Origin of the sequence: Phytohabitans maris (assembly GCF_031085175.1) — a bacterium.
Lineage (GTDB): Bacteria > Actinomycetota > Actinomycetes > Mycobacteriales > Micromonosporaceae > Phytohabitans > Phytohabitans maris.
The window spans coordinates 1-16493 of sequence record NZ_JAVHUY010000021.1 but is presented as its reverse complement, the minus strand read 5'-3'; the positions used below and the strand labels follow the sequence as shown (position 1 = coordinate 16493).

Genomic DNA, 16493 nt, shown 5'->3' with positions numbered 1-16493 from the left:
GGTGCCTCCGGCCGGCCCGGCTCAGGTGAAGATCGCCAGCAGCAGGTACGCGGCGGGCAGCGCGAAGAGGATGGAGTCCAGCCGGTCCATCAGGCCACCGTGTCCGGGCAGCAGGTTGCTCATGTCCTTGATGCCCAGGTCGCGTTTCAGCATCGATTCCGTTAGATCGCCCAGTACCGACACAACGGAGAGTGCCAGGCCGAACACGGCACCCCACCACGGCTCCACGTCGAGCAGCACGAACAGCAGGATCGCGCTCCCCACCGCCGTCGCCACCAGCGAGCCGGCCAGCCCTTCCCAGGACTTCTTGGGGCTGATCGTGGGCGCCATGGGGTGCTTGCCGAAGAAGACGCCGGCCACGTACCCGCCGGTGTCGGAGAGCACCACGGCGGCGAGCGTGACGATCACGCGGCGCGCGCCGTCGTCGGGCTCGGCCAGCAGTGCGGCGAAGCCGCCGAGAAATGGCACGTAGACCGCGATGAGCGTGGCCGCCGCCGCGTCCCGCCCGTAGCCGGAGAGGCCGTCGGCGAGCCGCCACACGAGCGTCGCCAGCAGCGTGACCACGAAGCCGAGCAGGAGGGCGTCCTCACCGGCGTACCAGGCCATGCCGATCGTGACCAGGCCCCCGGCGGCGAGCGGCACCGCCGGCGGATGCGCGCCCACCGCGCGCACCGCGCGGCTCATCTCCCAGATCGCGACGCCGAGGGCGATCACGATCACCGCGAGGAAGGCCGGCCGCCACACGAACAGCGACGCGATGACCACCGCGCCGAGCGTGACGCCCACGCCGATCGCCGCCGGCAGGTTGCGGCCGGCCCGGCCGGTCGCCCGCCGCTTTCCGGGACCCGGGCGGCGCGGCCGCACCGGTTCGGGCTCCGGCTCCGCGGGTGGTTGCTGCCGGCGGCGGACCTGCGGGTACGCGGCTGTCTCGGCTTCACTCTCCGAGTACGAGAGATCACCCGACCCGGTGTACGGTCCGTCGACGCGCCCGTTGCGGGGCGGCCAGTCCCCGGCCGGCTCGCGGTCGGGCTGGTCCATCCAGGGATCCGGCACCCATGGGTCGGGTGTCCGGTTGGGCGTCTGGTTGCCGTAGGGGTCGAGTTGCGACATCAGACCTCGAGCAGCTCGGTTTCCTTGTGTTTGACGAGCTCGTCGATGTGCGTCACGTACCGGTGGGTGGTGTCGTCGAGGTCCTTCTCCGCGCGGCGGCCCTCGTCTTCGCCGGCCTCGCCGTCCTTGACGATGCGGTCCAGCTCTTCCTTGGCCTTGCGGCGCACGTTGCGGATCGCGACCTTGGCTTCCTCGCCCTTGTGGCGGGCCACCTTGATCATGTCGCGGCGGCGCTCCTCGGTCATCTGGGGGAGGAGGATGCGCAGCTGGGTGCCCTCGTTGTTGGGGTTGACACCGAGGTCGGAGTCGCGGATCGCCTTTTCCATGGCGCCGATCTGCGACGCGTCGTACGGCTTGATGATGGCCATCCGCGGCTCGGGGGTGCCCACGGAGGCCATCTGGGTCAGCGGGGTGGGGCTGCCGTAGTAGTCGATGATGATCTTGGAGAACATCGCCGCGTTGGCGCGCCCGGTGCGGATCGCCGCGAACTCCTCCTTGGCGTGCTCGACCGCGCGCTCCATCTTTTCCTCGGCTTCGAGGAGGGTGTCGTCGATCACCTGCCCCGTCGCCTCCCTTCTGGCTAGTAGCAGGCTCGCTAGTTTGCGGTGATCAGCGTGCCGATGCGCTCTCCGCCCACGGCCTTGACGATCGTGTCGTCGCCCTCGGCGCCGAACACCAGCATCGGCAGCCCGTTGTCACGGCACAGGCTGAACGCGGCGGCGTCGGCGACCCGAAGGCCCCGCCGCAGCGTCTCGTCGAAGGTGATCGTGTCGAGCTTGACGGCGGTGGGGTCGGTGCGGGGGTCGGCGGTGTAGACGCCGTCGACGCCGTTCTTGCTCATCAGCACGACGTCGGCGCGGATCTCCAGCGCCCGCTGGGCGGCGACGGTGTCGGTGGAGAAGTACGGCATGCCGGCGCCCGCGCCGAAGATCACGACCCGCCCCTTCTCCAGGTGGCGGATGGCACGCAACGGGATGTACGGCTCGGCGACCTGGGCCATGTTGATCGCGGTCTGCACCCGGGTCTCGATGCCCTCCTTCTCCAGGAAGTCCTGGAGGGCCAGGCAGTTCATGACCGTGCCGAGCATGCCCATGTAGTCGGCGCGGGCCCGGTCCATCCCGCGCTTTTGCAGCTCTGCGCCGCGGAAGAAGTTGCCGCCGCCGACCACGACGGAGACCTGCACGCCGCGCCGTACGACGGTCGCGATCTGCCGGGCCACGGCCTGTACGACATCGGGGTCGACCCCGACCGCGCCACCGCCGAAGACCTCGCCGGAGAGCTTGAGCACCACCCGGCGCGAACGCCCGGGGGGCGGTGCGGTCGGATCGTCCATCGTCGCGGGCTCTCCCGCCACTGTCTGCGTCATCCGGTCCGCCTTCCGCCGTCGTTGGCTGTCTTGCGTGTGGTGCCGGTGGTGCCGTTGTGACGCGCGCCGGCGTCGCCGCTGCTGCCGCTCACACTACGTGACAAGGAGGCCGCCGTGACTGTCACGTCCACCGGCGGCCTCCTTGGCTGTTCGATCTTGTACTCGCGCTTCTTCGCTCGGGCTGGCCGGCTCCCGCTCCGACCGACCTCCGCTCCGGCCATCCTCTGCTGCGCGGCCGGCTGGCTTCCGTTCCGGCCGGCTTGTGTCTCGTGGCTGGCCGCCGCTTTCATGGCCGGCTGGCCGCCGCTTCACGGCCGGCTGGCTGGCCACTGCCTCGTGGCCGGGCCCGCTCAGGTCCCCGCTCGTTGACCGGGCCCGGTCGGACCTCGGCGGCCCCTGTTTTCTGTGGCCAGGCCCGGTCTGACCTGGCCGACCTCTGCGCCGTGGCCGGGCCCGGTCAGGCCCGGCCGGCCTCTGCTCTGCGGTGGCCCAACCCAGCCTGGCCGACCCTGCTCTCCGGCCAGGCCCGGTGTCAGGCCTGGCCGACCTCGAAGCGCAGGAAGCGGGTCACGTCGATGCCGGCCTCGGCCAGCACCTGCTTGACCGACTTCTTGTTGTCGGCGACCGACGCCTGCTCCAGCAGGACGAAGTCCTTGAAGAAGGCGTTCACCCGACCGTCAACGATCTTGGGCAGCGCCGCCTCCGGCTTGCCCTCCTCGCGCGCGGTCTGCTCGGCGATGCGGCGCTCCGACTCCACGACGTCGGCCGGCACCTCATCGCGGGTGAGGTACTTCGGGCGCATCGCGGCGATCTGCATCGCCACGCCACGCGCGTCGGCGTCGCCCGCCTCGTCGGTCTTGCCGGCGTACTCCACCAGCACGCCGACCGCCGGCGGCAGGTCCTGGCTCTTGCGGTGCAGGTAGACCGCGACCGTGCCGTCGACCACGCCGTAGCGGTTGAGCACCAGCTTTTCGCCGATCTTGGCGGACAGCTCCTGCACCGCGTCGGCCACGGTCTGCCCGTCGGCCAGCTTCGAGGAGAGCAGCTCCTCGGTGGTGGTCAGCCCCGCCTGGTCACCGTGCTCGACCAGGCGCTGGGCCAGTGCCACGAAGTCGGCGTTCTTGGCGACGAAGTCGGTCTCGCAGTTGAGCTCGAGCAGCGCCTTGCCCGAGTGGGCCACCAGGCCGTTGGCGGCGGTGCGCCCGGCCCGCTTGCCCACGTCCTTCGCACCCTTGATGCGCAGGATCTCGACGGCCTTGTCGAAGTCGCCCTCCGCCTCGTCGAGCGCCTTCTTGGCGTCCATCATCCCGGCGCCGGTGAGGTCGCGGAGCTTCTTGACGTCCGCGGCGGTGAAGTTGGCCATGACTCTCTCTTTGGTCGTGGTTGTCGACTTGGCTTGCGGTCCTACTCGGCGGCGGCCGGCGCCGGCTCTTCCGCCTTCTTCTCAGTGTCTTCGAGCAGCTCGCGCTCCCACTCGGGCAGCGGCTCGTCGGCGCCGACCACACCCGGCTCGGGCTTCTCCTCGGCACCGGTGCGGGTCGCGCGGCCGGAGCGGGCGATCAGGCCGTCGGCGACGGCCGAGGCGACGACCTTGGTGAGCAGCTCGGCGGAACGGATCGCGTCGTCGTTGCCCGGGATCGGGAAGTCGACCTCGTCCGGGTCGCAGTTGGTGTCGAGGACCGCGATCACCGGGATACCCAGCTTGCGCGCCTCGTCAACGGCGATGTGCTCCTTCTTGGTGTCGACCACCCAGATCGCGGCCGGCACCTTCTGCATGTCGCGCAGGCCACCGAGCGTGCGGCTCAGCTTGTCCTTTTCGCGGGACAGCTGGAGGGTCTCCTTCTTCGTGTACCCCGCGGCGGTGCCGGTCAGGTCGAGCGACTCCAGCTCCTTCATCCGCTGCAGCCGCTTGTACACGGTCTGGAAGTTGGTCAGCATGCCACCGAGCCAGCGGTGGTTGACGTACGGCTGGCCGACCCGCGTCGCCTGCTCGGCAATCGCCTCCTGGGCCTGCTTCTTGGTGCCGACGAACAGGATGCTGCCACCCTCGGCGACGGTGTTGCGGACGAAGTCGTACGCCTTTTCGATGTAGTCGAGCGTCTGGCGCAGGTCGATAATGTAGATGCCGTTACGCTCGGTGAAGATGAACCGCTTCATCTTCGGGTTCCAGCGGCGAGTCTGGTGCCCGAAGTGGACACCGCTCTCCAGCAGCTGGCGCATGGTCACTACGGCCATGGTGGGGTGCTCCTCGTATGCTCCCTGGTTGTCACGCCGGACCGGTCGGTCAGGCGTCCTGGCGCCTGATCGCCGGCCAGGGTGGGCCCGACATGCGTCGGGACCAGGGGACCGTCGCCCCATGGACGGAGCCGTGGGGAGGGCGCGCGAGGTCGGCCGCCTAAGGCGGTCGCCAGTCGACCAGTGTACGCCCCGCGCGGCCCGGTCGCCGAGCGGGCCGGGCTCGTCGCCTCCGGCGGTGGCCCTGGGCGCTGTTGTTCGGGCACCTACGGCCTTGTTGTTCGGGCACCCTGCGGCCCTGTTGTTCGGGTACCTGCGGCCCTGTTGTTCGGGCACCTGCCGCCTTCGCCCGTAGCAGCAGGCCGTTGAGTGGCCGCTCTCCCCTGGGGGCCGCTCTCCCCTGGGGGCCGCTCTCCCCTGGGGGCCGCTCTCCCCTGGGGGCCGCTCTCCCCTGGGGGCCGCTCTCCCCGCCGGTGGCTGTTCTCCCTGGCAGCCGCACTCTCGCTGGCCATCCGGCTGTCGGCGCTGTTTGTGGGCCGTCCCGGCTCCGACCCGACACTCTCTCCTGGTGGCGGTCCGGCCCGCCGTCCTGGTCCGGCCACCCGTGCTGTGCTCCGGGCCGTCCGGCAACCTTCGGGCCGCCGGGCAGCGACCGCGCACTCCCTGGTGACCCTCCGGCCAGCACTGTCTTTCGCGGGCCGTCCGGACCTTATCGCCTGAAATGGTCCCGCTGCCGGCGCTGTTTCACGAAGGCGTCGCGGGCCGTCCGGACCTTCCCGCCTCAAACGGTCCGGCTGCGGGCGCTGTTTCGCGAAGGCGTCGGCCCGTAACGCTCTCGCCTGGCGGCGATCCGGGCGCCGCCTTACCGGGCCACCCGTGCGTTGCTCATGGCCAGCCGGTCCCGAGGCGCCCTGTCGCTTCTGTCCGGTCCGGCTGCTGGTGCCCGCGTGTACACGCTGATGCCGTGGCGGCCGACGTTCGCCAGGTGATCTTCGACCGCTGGTCATCCGCTCCGGCAAAGGTTTAGTGATCACCGCACCCGATGGTGCTTTTGTCATTTTTTGGCCGGGCGACGGTGACTTCGGCGGGATGGGTTGCTGTGCTTTACCGCTGCTGGCGCGCTCAGGCCGCCAACGCGGCCGCGACGAGTAGTACGAGCCCGACCGGGAGATACGCGGTGGGTGGCCGCAGCCACGCGTGCGCACCGCCGCCGTCGCCGGGCAGGCGGTTGGCGCCAGTGACCAGCGCATACAGTCCCAGCGCCACCAGCGGCAGCCCCGCCACCAGAAACGTGCCGGCCACCACGCCAGAGGCAACCACGGGCCCGCCGATCGCAGCGTCCGCGAGCAGGCGCAGCGCCGGGATCTCGAAAACCACCGCGAGTACCGCGAGGACGATGCCCGCCGCGGGCCGCTTCGTCCGGTACACCCCGTCCGCAGGCGGTCCTGCCGGCCGGCGCAGGGCGGCCCGGTCGATCGCCTCGGTGTGGAAGCGCTGGGTCTCGATCGGCTCCGCCTCGGGCCGGGGCGTCACCGGCGGCACCGCACCGGTCGGCTCCTCGAACGACTTGTATCCCGGTGGCGGAGGTGGCTGTGCGGCGGCCGGCGGCACCTCGTACGCGGCCGGCGCGGGGACCGCCACAGCGGGCGGCGCACTGTAGGCGGACGGTGGCGCCCCGTAGGCGGGTACCTCCATCGCCGGCCCCGCGAGCGGGTTGTAGCCGCTCTGCTGGTCGTACGCGGACTGGGACGGGGCGTGCGTGCCACCCGAAAGTGGGTCTGCCTCCAGCGCGTCCGCCGCCCCACGCGGCCCGGGCAGCCGGTACCCCTCCCACTCCGGCTCACCGTGCCGGCGGTCGTACCAGCCGCGATCTGCCTGGTCGGGGGCGTTCCGTTGTGGGTCCACGGCCGCACGGTATGCGACCTGGCTCGATAAGGCCACCTTCACAAAGCGGGCAAAGACACGTGAACGGCGTCGCCGCGAAGCCAGCCGCGTGTGCCGGCGCTCGACATGCGTCGCACCATCCTCCGTTCCGTCCACAGTGGAAAGGCGGGACGGCGTGAACATTCCGGATGCGGCCGGGGACGGAGGCCGGGCAGCGCGGCGGCGGGTAGATCTCGCCCGACCACCGCGGAAGCAGGGGAACCGCACACCCTCATAACACACCCACCGCATGATCGTCCGGCTCTCCACAGCCCACCCACCCGTCCACAAATCGATCTTGGACTCCCACCCCACCCACCCCCTCCCCCACATGCTCGTTCCCATGACGACGGCGACATTGGCGGTCGGTGCGTACGGCGAGCGGCGCGCGGTCGCCCACCTGGTCGAGGCGGGCATTCGGATCGTCGAGCGCAACTGGCGATGCGCCGATGGGGAGATCGACATCGTCGCCCGGGATGGCGACGACATCGTCTTCTGCGAGGTGAAGACGCGGCGCAGCCTGGAGTTCGGACCGCCGGCCGCCGCGGTGGTGTCGGCAAAGGCACGACGGCTGCGCCGACTCGCTGTGCGCTGGCTGCACGAGCACGAAGTCCACTGCCGCGACGTGCGCTTCGACGTGGTGTCCGTGCTCCCGCAGCGGCGGGGCGCGGCCCGCGTCGAGCACCTGCGCGGGGCGTTCTGATGAGCGACCGCGAGAGACGTGCCGCCGAGTGCGGGAGATCGTGCCCACCCGCGCCGATGCAAGACAGGCCTAGCGTGCACCGGGGCTCGTGGCCACCCCCGCCGAAGCAAGGCAGGTCCAGCATGCACCAGGATTCGCGGCCATCCGCAGCCGAGCGGGGCCGGCGATGAGTTACGCCAAGGTGCTGTCGGTGGGGTTGGCCGGTGTCACCGGCCAGCTGGTCGAGGTCGAAGCCGACCTGTCGCCGGGGCTGCCCGCCGTGGTGCTGTCCGGCCTGCCCGACACCGCGCTCAACGAGGCCCGCGACCGGGTCCGGGCCGCGATAGTCAACTCGGGGCAACGCTGGCCCAGCCGCCGCATCACGGTCAACCTGCTGCCGGCGGGCATGCGCAAGACCGGCTCGGCATTCGACCTGGCCATCGCGGTAGTACTGCTCGGCGGGGCGGGCGAGCTGCCACTGGCCGCGTTCGACGGGGTGGCCATCTTCGGCGAGCTCGGGCTCGACGGCACCGTCCGCCCGGTGCGCGGCGCGCTGCCGATGGTGGCGGCAGCCGCCAAGGGTGGGATCAGCCGGGTGGTCGTTCCGATCGGCAACGCTGGGGAGGCGGCAGTCGTGCCCGGTGTGGAGGTCAAAGCCGTCGACACGCTGCACCGGCTGGTGGCTTTCGTGCGCGATGGCGCGCCGTTGCTCGACCCGCCGGAGAGCGGGCCGGAGACAGAACCCGACGGGCCCGACCTCGCCGACGTGGCGGGTCAGGCGCTCGGCCGGCGGGCGATCGAGGTGGCGGCGGCGGGCGGTCACCACGTGGCACTGCTGGGCCCGCCCGGCGCGGGCAAGACGATGTTGGCCGAGCGCCTTCCGTCGATCCTGCCAGAGCTCGACGACGAGGCCGCTCTGGAGGTGACCGCGCTGCACTCGGTGGCCGGCGTGCTGCCACCCGGTGGTCAGCTGCGGCGCCGCCCACCCTTCCAGGCCCCACACCACACCGCCACCGTCCAGGCCCTGGTCGGCGGCGGCTCCGGTCTGGCCCGCCCCGGAGCCGTGTCGCTTTCACACCAAGGGGTGCTGTTTCTGGACGAAGCAGCCGAATTCACCGGACGAGCCCTCGACGCGCTGCGCCAGCCGCTGGAAACGGGCCGCATCCTGCTGCGCCGTGCCGACGGCGCGACTGAGTACCCGGCACGGTTTCAACTGGTGCTCGCGGCCAATCCCTGTCCCTGCGCAAAGCCGGCCGGTGACCAGTTCTGCGAGTGCAGCCCCCTTGCCCGCCGGCGATACATCGGCCGCCTCTCCGGTCCGCTGCTCGACCGGATCGACGTACAGGTGACGCTCGACCCGCTCGGTGCCGCCGAGCTGTTGGCACCCCACTCTGGGAGCGAGCCGTCCGCCGTGGTGGCCGACCGGGTGCTCAAGGCACGAGCGGCGGCGGCCGCACGCTGGTCCGAGCAGGGTTGGCGGACCAACGGCGACGTTCCCGGCGCGGCGCTGCGGCGCCCACCTTGGCGCCTGCCGGCCGCCGACACCAAGGCGCTACGCACGCGCCTCGACCACGGCTCGCTCTCCGCCCGCGGCTTCGACCGCATCCTCCGGCTCGCCTGGACGATCGCCGACCTCGACGGTCGCCATCGGCCGGACGGCGACGACGTGTTCGAGGCGACCCAGCTCCGCACTGGCATAGCCCCATGAGAGAGGTTTCCGTGAACGAGGGATTGCGGCTGGCCCGGATCGCCCTGCACTGGCTGGTCGAGCCGGGAAACGAGGCCGTGCACCGCATGGTCAACGCCAACGGCCCGCTCCGCGCACTGGAGCGGCTCGTCGAAGGTGACGTGCCCGACCCCCAGCTGCGCGGCGCAGCCGCCGCCAGGATGGGCGCCGGTGACCCGCACAAGGTGGCCGAGATGGCCCTCGAACGCGCCGAGCGGCTGGGCGCTCGCATCGTCATCCCGGAAGACGACGAGTGGCCGCGGACGGTGCGTGACCTGACCAAGCTGCTCGGCCGCCCGGCCGACGACCGCATCGACCGCGACGTCGCACCACCGCTGTGCCTGTGGGTGCGCGGCACGCCCCGGCTGGACGAGTCGCTCGCCCAGTCGGTGGCGGTGGTCGGTGCCCGGGCCTCCACCCACTACGGCGAGCACGTGGCGACCACCCTCGCCTACGAGCTGGCCGAGCGGGAGTGGACGATCGTCTCCGGTGGCGCCTACGGGATCGACGCCGCCGCCCACCGCGGCGCTCTCAACGCCGGCGGGCTCACCGTCGCCGTGCTCGCCTGTGGCGTCGACCGGCCGTACCCGTCCGGCAACACCGGCCTCTTCGACCGCATCGCTGACGCGGGGCTCCTGGTCAGCGAGTGGCCGCCCGGCACGGTGCCGGTCCGCCACCGCTTCCTGATCCGCAACCGCGTCATCGCGGCCGCCACCCGTGGCACCGTGGTGGTCGAGGCGTCCGCGCGCAGCGGCGCCAGCCAGACCCTCCGCCGCGCGATCGCGCTCGGCCGCCGCCCGATGGTGGTGCCGGGCCCGGTCACGTCAGCGATGTCGGTTGGCTGCCACGAGCTGCTGCGCGACCACCTTGAAGTGCGACTGGTCACCGGCGCCGCCCACGTGCTCGAAGAGGTCGGCCACATCGGCAGCGACCTGGCACCCCGCCCACGCGGCCCCCAGCGCCCGCACGACAGCCTCGACGCCGAGTCGGCGATGGTGCTGGAGTCGGTCCCCCGCCGCGGTTCCGCCGGCCCGGACGAGCTGGCCGCAAAGGCTGGCATCGACATCCGCACGGCGATGCGCAAGCTCACGCTGCTGGAGAGCCTGGGCTTCGTCGTTCGCCGCGCCAGCGGGTACGTGTTGGCTCCCAAGCCCCGCTCGTCCCGCGCTAGCGCATCTCCGCCCGACGCCGGGCCGGGGCCCTCGACCGCCAGCACCAACCGCCGCAAGGCCGCCGCCAGCGCACTACCACCCAACGCCGACTCAGCTCCCACGACCACCAGCACCAGTCGCCGCAGGGCCGCTGCCGGCGCGCCTCCGCCCGACAGCCTCAAGGCCGTGCCAGCCTCAGCGCCGCCCCTCGACGGCGACCACCGCGCGGCCGCCGTCAGCGGTACTCGTCGCGCGGCCGGGTCGCGAGCCCTGAAAGAGCGCGAGACCGGCGCGGCGTCTTGACACCCTACGGCCCCGGCTTCCACGGTCAGCGGTGTGAAGCGAAAGAGCGTCAGCATCCGGGCGATCCACGAGGGTCTCCCCCAGCCGATGCGCGACGCGGTCGACGACTTCGCGGACCACCTCGCCCGCGTCGACAACCGCTCGGCGCACACGGTCCGTGCGTACGTCGGCGACGTCGTCTCGCTCTTGGAGCACGCCGCACTGATGGGTTGCGCCGCACCGGGTGACATCGACATCGCGGTGCTCCGCAGCTGGCTGGCCAAGCTCCGCACGCTGGGCGCAGCCCGTGCCTCCCTGGCTCGGCGGGCCGCTTCAGCCCGTACCTTCAGCGCCTGGGCTCATCGCGCCGGCCGGCTCGCCACCGATGTCGGCGCCCAGTTGGCCAGCCCGAAGGCCCACCGGGACCTGCCGGCCGTGCTCCGCGCCGACCAGGCCGAAGCACTGGTACTCGCCCCCGGAGACGAGGCCTCCCCCGTGCTGCTGCGCGACCGTGCGCTGCTGGAGCTGCTGTACGCCACGGGCATCCGTGTCAGCGAGCTGTGCGGGCTGGACGTGGCCGACGTGGACCGTGGTCGCCGCGTGGTGCGCGTACTGGGCAAGGGCGGCAAGGAGCGCTCCGTCCCCTATGGACTGCCCGCGGAGCAGGCGATCGACGACTGGCTCCGCCTGGGCCGCGGCGCCCTCTCCACTCGGTCCAGTGGCGACGCCCTGCTGCTCGGCGCGCGCGGCGGTCGCCTACAGCCGACGATCGCGAGGCGCATCGTGAGCGGCTACGCCCGCGCCGCCGGCCTGCCACACACCAGCCCGCACGGCCTCCGCCACTCCGCCGCCACCCACCTGCTGGAGGGAGGCGCCGACCTGCGGGCGGTGCAGGAGCTGCTGGGCCACGCGTCCCTGTCCAGCACCCAGATCTACACCCACGTCTCCGTCGAACGCCTCCGCGCCGCGTACCGCCAGGCTCATCCCCGCGCCTAACGCCATCTCGCCGCCTCGCCCGCCTAGGAGAGGGACGATCCGGCGCGATGTGCGGACCCGCGCCGGAGTTGAGGGCAGACGCGTCCGGTTGAATCACACGCAGGACGGCGGTGCGGGGGCCGCGTAGGGTTGGCGCGTGGGAGGTGCGGTGGTCGAGGGCGTGCACGTCGGCTGGGACCGGATCCAGGAGAGCTTCTCCCTCGACCCCGCCATCGCGTACCTCAACCACGGCGCCCGCGGTGCCGTCCCGGTCGCGGTGCAGCGAGCCCAGCAGCGGGTACGCGACGAGGGCGAGACCAACCCGATCCGCTACTTCCGCGACCTGCCCGAGCGCATCGCGCACACTCGGCGCTTCATCTCCGCCTTCCTTGGGGCGGACCCGGAAGGCTCAGCGTTAGTGGGCAACACCACCATCGGTGCGGCGATCGTGCTCCAGTCTCTCGGCCTGCGCGCGGGTGACGAGGTGCTGATGACCGACCACCGGTACGGTGCGATCGCCTTCACCGCGGAGCGCGAGTGCCGTCGCACCGGCGCCACCGTACGCACGGTCGGCGTGCCGCTCGACGCGGACGACGAGGAGGCCACCGCTACGGTCGCGAAGGCCCTCCAGCCCGGCCGCACCCGGCTGCTCATCGTCGACCAGATCTCCTCGCCGACGGCCCGCCTCTTCCCGGTCGAGAAGATCGTGGCGGCCGCCCGCGAACGCGACGTGCCCGTCCTCGTCGATGCCGCACACGTCCCCGGCATGCTACCCACGGCGGTGGACGCGATCGGCGCCGACTTCTGGGTCGGCAACCTGCACAAGTGGGCGTACGCACCACGCGGCACCGCCCTGCTGAGCGTCGCCCCGCGCTGGCGCGACCGTATCGACCCGCTCGCCGTCTCGTGGCAGCAGCACAATGGCTACCCGGCTCGTGTGGAGTGGCAAGGCACGCTGGACTACACGCCGTGGCTCGCCGCACCGACCGGACTCTTCGTGCTGCGGACACTCGGTGCGGAGCGGGTGCGAGCCCACAACGCCGACCTGGCCACCTACGGTCAGCGAGTGGTGGGGGCCGCGCTCGGCCTGACGGCCGAGGAACTGCCCGACCCAGGCGCTCCCGAGATCGCGATGCGCATCCTGCCACTGCCGGCGGGCGTCGCGACCACCTTCGAGGCGGCGGAGCGCCTCGCCACCCGGATCGAGGAGGAACTGGCCACCGTCGTGGCGGTAATGTCGTGGAGCGGCCGTGGGTGGCTGCGGCTGTGCGGCCAGGTCTACAACCGCCACGACGAGTACGACCGCCTAGCCGAGCGGCTGCCTGCCTTTCTGCGCCGCCTTCACTGAGCCCGGGAGCCTCGATCACGCACGCACCGCTGAGCCCGCGACCCTGAAGCGCAGGCACCGCCGGCCCGGCGACTCCTAATAAGGCACCCGCTGCGCCAGCGGCCCGCTGACAACGCCTCCACTGAGCAGAGGCCCGACAAGCCCACACCAGCGGCCCGACAGCTACGCATCCGCCGAGCCGGCGGCCCCAGACAACGCCTCCGGTAGGCAAGTGGGCCACCAGACACCGCTTCCACTGAGCCGGCGGGCCCCAGACAACGCCTCCGCTGAACAAAGGCTCCAAGAGTATGCCTCCGCTGGGCGGACGGGCCGGACCAGGACTACAGCAGATCAGGGCGGGTCGATCTCCGGCTCGTAGGCTCGGGCCAGGCGGGAGGCATGACGGGCCTGCAGGCCGGCCATCCGGCGGGCAGCGAGCAATCGCCGGTGCTCGGCTTGGACGGCTCGCCGTCGCGCAGTTCGCTCGATGGCGGCTCGGATGCGCACTCGCCACTCCGGCTCATCGGCGATGGCCTCCATCGCAGCCTCGCCGACCGGCCGCTCAGGCCCATCCGACCGCTCAGGTCCATCCGACGACCATTGGGGCCCGCCCCGCCGCTCAGCACTGAACGAACGCTCACCACTCGACCGCCCGCCACCGCCGGACGACCGTTCACCACCGGAACGCGAATCGACATTGGACCATCGGTCACCGCTGGACATCCGGTCACCGCCGGAAAGCCGCGCGCTATGGGAGGGCCGGTCACCGCCGGCCGATCGCTCGACGCTGGACCACCGCTCAGCCCCGGACAGCCGCTCAGCGCTGGACGAACGCTCATCACCCGACCGCCCGCCACCACCGGACGACCGCTCACCACCAGAACGCGAATCAACGCTAGACGATCGGTCGCCGCTCGACCGACGCTCACCGCCGGACGGCCGCGAAGCCCCGGACAGCCGCTCAGCACTGAACGAACGCTCATCACCCGACCGCCCGCCACCACCGGACGACCGCTCACCACCAGAACGCGAATCAACGCTAGACGATCGGTCGCCGCTCGACCGACGCTCACCGCCGGACGGCCGCCCAGCACCGGACGAGCGTGCGGCGTCAGGCGGGCGCGCGGCGTCGGATGGGCGCTTGGCAGTTTGGGGCTCGGGGGTCATCGGAGCACTCGCAGACCGAACGCTGCACCACCGGCGGTCTGTGCCGGTGCTGCCAGGGGCAGTAGGCGGACACGGCCCAGGCCGAGGAGGGCCAGTGGGTCGAGGTACTCGTCGCCGCGCCTCAGGCCCCAATGTAGGCAGGCCGCCGCAGGGCAGCCGGCGTGTCCGGCGGCCAGCGTGCCGATCTGGTCGCCGGGTGCCACTGTCTGTCCGGCGTGGACGGTGGGCTCCAGGGGCTCGTAGGTGGTGCGTAGCCCGTTCGGGTGGGTGACGCTCACGACGCCGCGGCCCGCCACGCTGCCGGCGAAGTGGACTGTGCCGCCGCCCGCCGCGCGCACCGGGACGCCCGCCGTGGCCGCAAGGTCGACGCCGCGGTGGCCGGCCAGCCACGGGCGCGGTGGTGGGTCGAAGCGTCGCGCCACATGCGGCGGTCCGTCCAGCGGCCACCGGAACTCCCCGGCGGGCACCGGCGCCACGGCGACGACCCGGACGAAGACCGAAGGCGGCACGGGACCCGAGAGCCGCACCAAGCCCGAGGTCTGCGGGAAGCCCGGGGCCTGAACGAACCGCGCGGGCTGGACAGAAGCTGGCTGGACAGAAGCGGGCCGGGCAGAAGCGGGCCGGGCAGACCCGGGGGCTCCAGCCACTACGGGCGGCGGACCGACCAGGGACAGCATGATCGCAAATAGCCACACCAACACCTGCATGGAGGGCAGCATCGGGCGGCTCGGGGAGAAGGACAATCGGGCCACGGTCAGCCTGTGGATGGGCGGGCCTGCTGTGGATAACGTCCGGAAATCTGGTTGATCTGCTAAGGGATCACCGAAGAATAACTAGCGTTTCTGCTTCGTGCGGGTGTCTGATGTGGTATGGCCGTGACGGTGGAGACCGAGTTGGTGTTGGCGGGGAAGTTTCGGGTGCTGTTTCCGCATTTGGATGAGCGGCAGCGTCGGTTGTTGATGGCTGCCGAGGCTCGCGCGTTGGGGTATGGCGGGATCCGGGCGGTGGCGCGGGCTGCCGGGGTGGCCGAGAACACGGTGGCTCGTGGAGTGTCCGATCTAGACGCTGGCGGTCAGCCGTTGGGTCGCACGCGTCGGCCTGGCGGTGGTCGGAAGCGGCTAGTCGAGTTGGATCCTGAGCTGCGCGCGGCGTTGCTGGCGTTGGTCGAGCCGGACGAGCGGGGCGATCCGATGTCGCCGCTGCGGTGGACGACGAAATCCACCCGCCGACTGGCCGAGGAGTTGACCCGGCAGGGCCACCGCATCGGCGCGGACACTGTCGCTGACCTGCTGCGGGCGGAGGGATTCAGCCTGCAGGCCCCGACCAAGACCATCGAGGGCAAGCGGCACCCGGACCGGGACGCCCAGTTCCGCTACATCAACGACCAGGTCAAGAACTATCAGGACGCTGGAGATCCGGTCATCAGCGTGGACACCAAGAAGAAGGAACTCGTCGGGCAGTTCAGCAACCCGGGCCGGCAGTGGCGGCCCAAGGGCGAACCGGTCGCCACGCGCACGCACGACTTTCCCAGCGACAGCCTGGGCAAGGTCGTGCCCTACGGCGTCTACGATCTGGCCGCTGACGCCGGTTGGGTCAACGTCGGCACCGATCACGACACCGCCGCGTTCGCGGTCGAGTCGATCCGCCGCTGGTGGAACGCGATCGGTCGCGCCGACTACCCGACCGCCGGGCGGCTGCTGATCACCGCGGACGCGGGCGGGTCCAACGGCTACCGCACCCGGGCCTGGAAGACCGAGTTGGCCGCGTTCGCCGCACAGACCGGGCTGCGGGTCACCGTCTGCCACTTCCCACCCGGCACCTCGAAGTGGAACAAGGTCGAGCACCGGCTCTTCAGCCACATCACAATGAACTGGCGCGGCCGGCCCCTGGAAAGCCACGAGGTCGTCGTGCAATCCATCGCCGCCACGACCACCCGCACCGGGCTACGCGTGCACGCCGAACTGGACACCGGCCAGTACCCGACCGGCGTCGAGGTCAGCGACGCCGACATGGCCGCCGTGCCGATCGCCAGACACGCCTTCCACGGCGACTGGAACTACACCCTGCACCCGCAACCAACGATCGGGGACGCCGCCCACCAGCCCGACCGTCCGGCGCCCGACCCAGCCCTGCTATCAGATCCGCTGCTGACCGGACTGTCCACACAGGACCTCCAACAGCTGACCACCGACCTCGACGAGCTGCGCCAAACCCACCGCGACGCCCGACACGAGCAGGCCGCCCGCCTCGCCCAACAGCAAGGCAAACGCACCCACGCGCCAAGGTCCGGCCGGCCACCCCGATTCACCTTGCCCGACCAGGTCTTGGCCACGATCCTGCACCTACGCCTGCAACTGCCTGAGCCGACCCTGGCGGCGATGTTCACCACCAGCCGCCACACCATCCGCCGAGCCATCAACGAAATCCAGCCCTTGCTGAAACTGCACGGAACCACGATCGCACCCATGCCGGAACCGACCACCCTGACCCACCTGTTGCAAACCATTACAGAACAGACAGAGCCTGCGAGTTGATTATCTGCGATCCCT

Annotated in this window: 12 protein-coding genes and 1 pseudogene; 6 read left to right on the top strand and 7 right to left on the bottom strand. The window is 71.4% G+C overall.

What is annotated here, in order from left to right; translation table 11 throughout:
- Positions 1 to 21: 21 nt before the first annotated feature.
- The 6 genes from RB614_RS22375 to RB614_RS22350 all read right to left on the bottom strand — a co-directional run bounded on the left by RB614_RS22375 (position 22) and on the right by RB614_RS22350 (position 6616).
- The gene (locus tag RB614_RS22375; RefSeq protein ID WP_308714542.1) at positions 22 to 1110 is read right to left on the bottom strand and encodes a phosphatidate cytidylyltransferase; all 1089 of its coding nucleotides are present in this window, start codon (positions 1108 to 1110) and stop codon (positions 22 to 24) included.
- Complete coding sequence (gene frr, locus RB614_RS22370) at positions 1110 to 1667, bottom strand: ribosome recycling factor (RefSeq protein ID WP_308714541.1); 558 nt, start codon at positions 1665 to 1667, stop codon at positions 1110 to 1112. The genes RB614_RS22375 and frr overlap by 1 nt, the downstream gene beginning before the upstream one ends.
- Before the next feature lie 38 nt (positions 1668 to 1705).
- On the bottom strand, positions 1706 to 2443 hold the full coding sequence (gene pyrH / locus RB614_RS22365; protein WP_308714661.1) for a UMP kinase: 738 nt from the start codon (positions 2441 to 2443) through the stop codon (positions 1706 to 1708).
- A 565-nt stretch (positions 2444 to 3008) separates the two neighbouring features.
- A complete protein-coding gene (gene tsf / locus RB614_RS22360; protein ID WP_308714540.1) occupies positions 3009 to 3839 on the bottom strand; it encodes a translation elongation factor Ts in 831 nt (276 codons plus the stop codon).
- 41 nt (positions 3840 to 3880) lie between these two features.
- Complete coding sequence (rpsB, locus tag RB614_RS22355) at positions 3881 to 4711, bottom strand: 30S ribosomal protein S2 (protein ID WP_308714539.1); 831 nt, start codon at positions 4709 to 4711, stop codon at positions 3881 to 3883.
- Positions 4712 to 5833: 1122 nt separating this feature from the next.
- The gene (locus tag RB614_RS22350; protein ID WP_308714538.1) at positions 5834 to 6616 is read right to left on the bottom strand and encodes a hypothetical protein; all 783 of its coding nucleotides are present in this window, start codon (positions 6614 to 6616) and stop codon (positions 5834 to 5836) included.
- A 361-nt stretch (positions 6617 to 6977) separates the two neighbouring features.
- Between RB614_RS22350 and RB614_RS22345 the strand changes: the two genes are divergently transcribed.
- The 5 genes and pseudogenes from RB614_RS22345 to RB614_RS22325 all read left to right on the top strand — a co-directional run bounded on the left by RB614_RS22345 (position 6978) and on the right by RB614_RS22325 (position 12798).
- Positions 6978 to 7337, top strand: a complete 360-nt coding sequence (locus RB614_RS22345) for a YraN family protein (RefSeq protein ID WP_308714537.1) — start codon at positions 6978 to 6980, stop codon at positions 7335 to 7337.
- 166 nt (positions 7338 to 7503) lie between these two features.
- The gene (locus RB614_RS22340; RefSeq protein WP_308714536.1) at positions 7504 to 9024 is read left to right on the top strand and encodes a YifB family Mg chelatase-like AAA ATPase; all 1521 of its coding nucleotides are present in this window, start codon (positions 7504 to 7506) and stop codon (positions 9022 to 9024) included.
- Positions 9021 to 10310, top strand: a pseudogene (gene dprA / locus RB614_RS22335) (DNA-processing protein DprA); the annotation flags it as partial. The gene RB614_RS22340 and the pseudogene dprA, both read left to right, overlap by 4 nt.
- A 273-nt stretch (positions 10311 to 10583) precedes the next feature.
- The gene (locus RB614_RS22330) at positions 10584 to 11471 is read left to right on the top strand and encodes a tyrosine recombinase XerC (protein WP_308714660.1); all 888 of its coding nucleotides are present in this window, start codon (positions 10584 to 10586) and stop codon (positions 11469 to 11471) included.
- Between the two features lie 136 nt (positions 11472 to 11607).
- A complete protein-coding gene (locus RB614_RS22325) occupies positions 11608 to 12798 on the top strand; it encodes an aminotransferase class V-fold PLP-dependent enzyme (RefSeq protein WP_308714534.1) in 1191 nt (396 codons plus the stop codon).
- A 1142-nt stretch (positions 12799 to 13940) separates the two neighbouring features.
- Here the strand turns inward: RB614_RS22325 and RB614_RS22320 are convergent.
- A complete protein-coding gene (locus RB614_RS22320; protein ID WP_308714533.1) occupies positions 13941 to 14651 on the bottom strand; it encodes a M23 family metallopeptidase in 711 nt (236 codons plus the stop codon).
- A gap of 162 nt (positions 14652 to 14813) precedes the next feature.
- On the opposite strand from RB614_RS22320, the gene RB614_RS22315 reads away from it, so the two are divergent.
- Positions 14814 to 16478: an ISAzo13 family transposase gene (locus RB614_RS22315; RefSeq protein ID WP_308711885.1), complete on the top strand. Its 1665-nt coding sequence runs from the start codon at positions 14814 to 14816 to the stop codon at positions 16476 to 16478.
- Positions 16479 to 16493 lie beyond the last annotated feature (15 nt).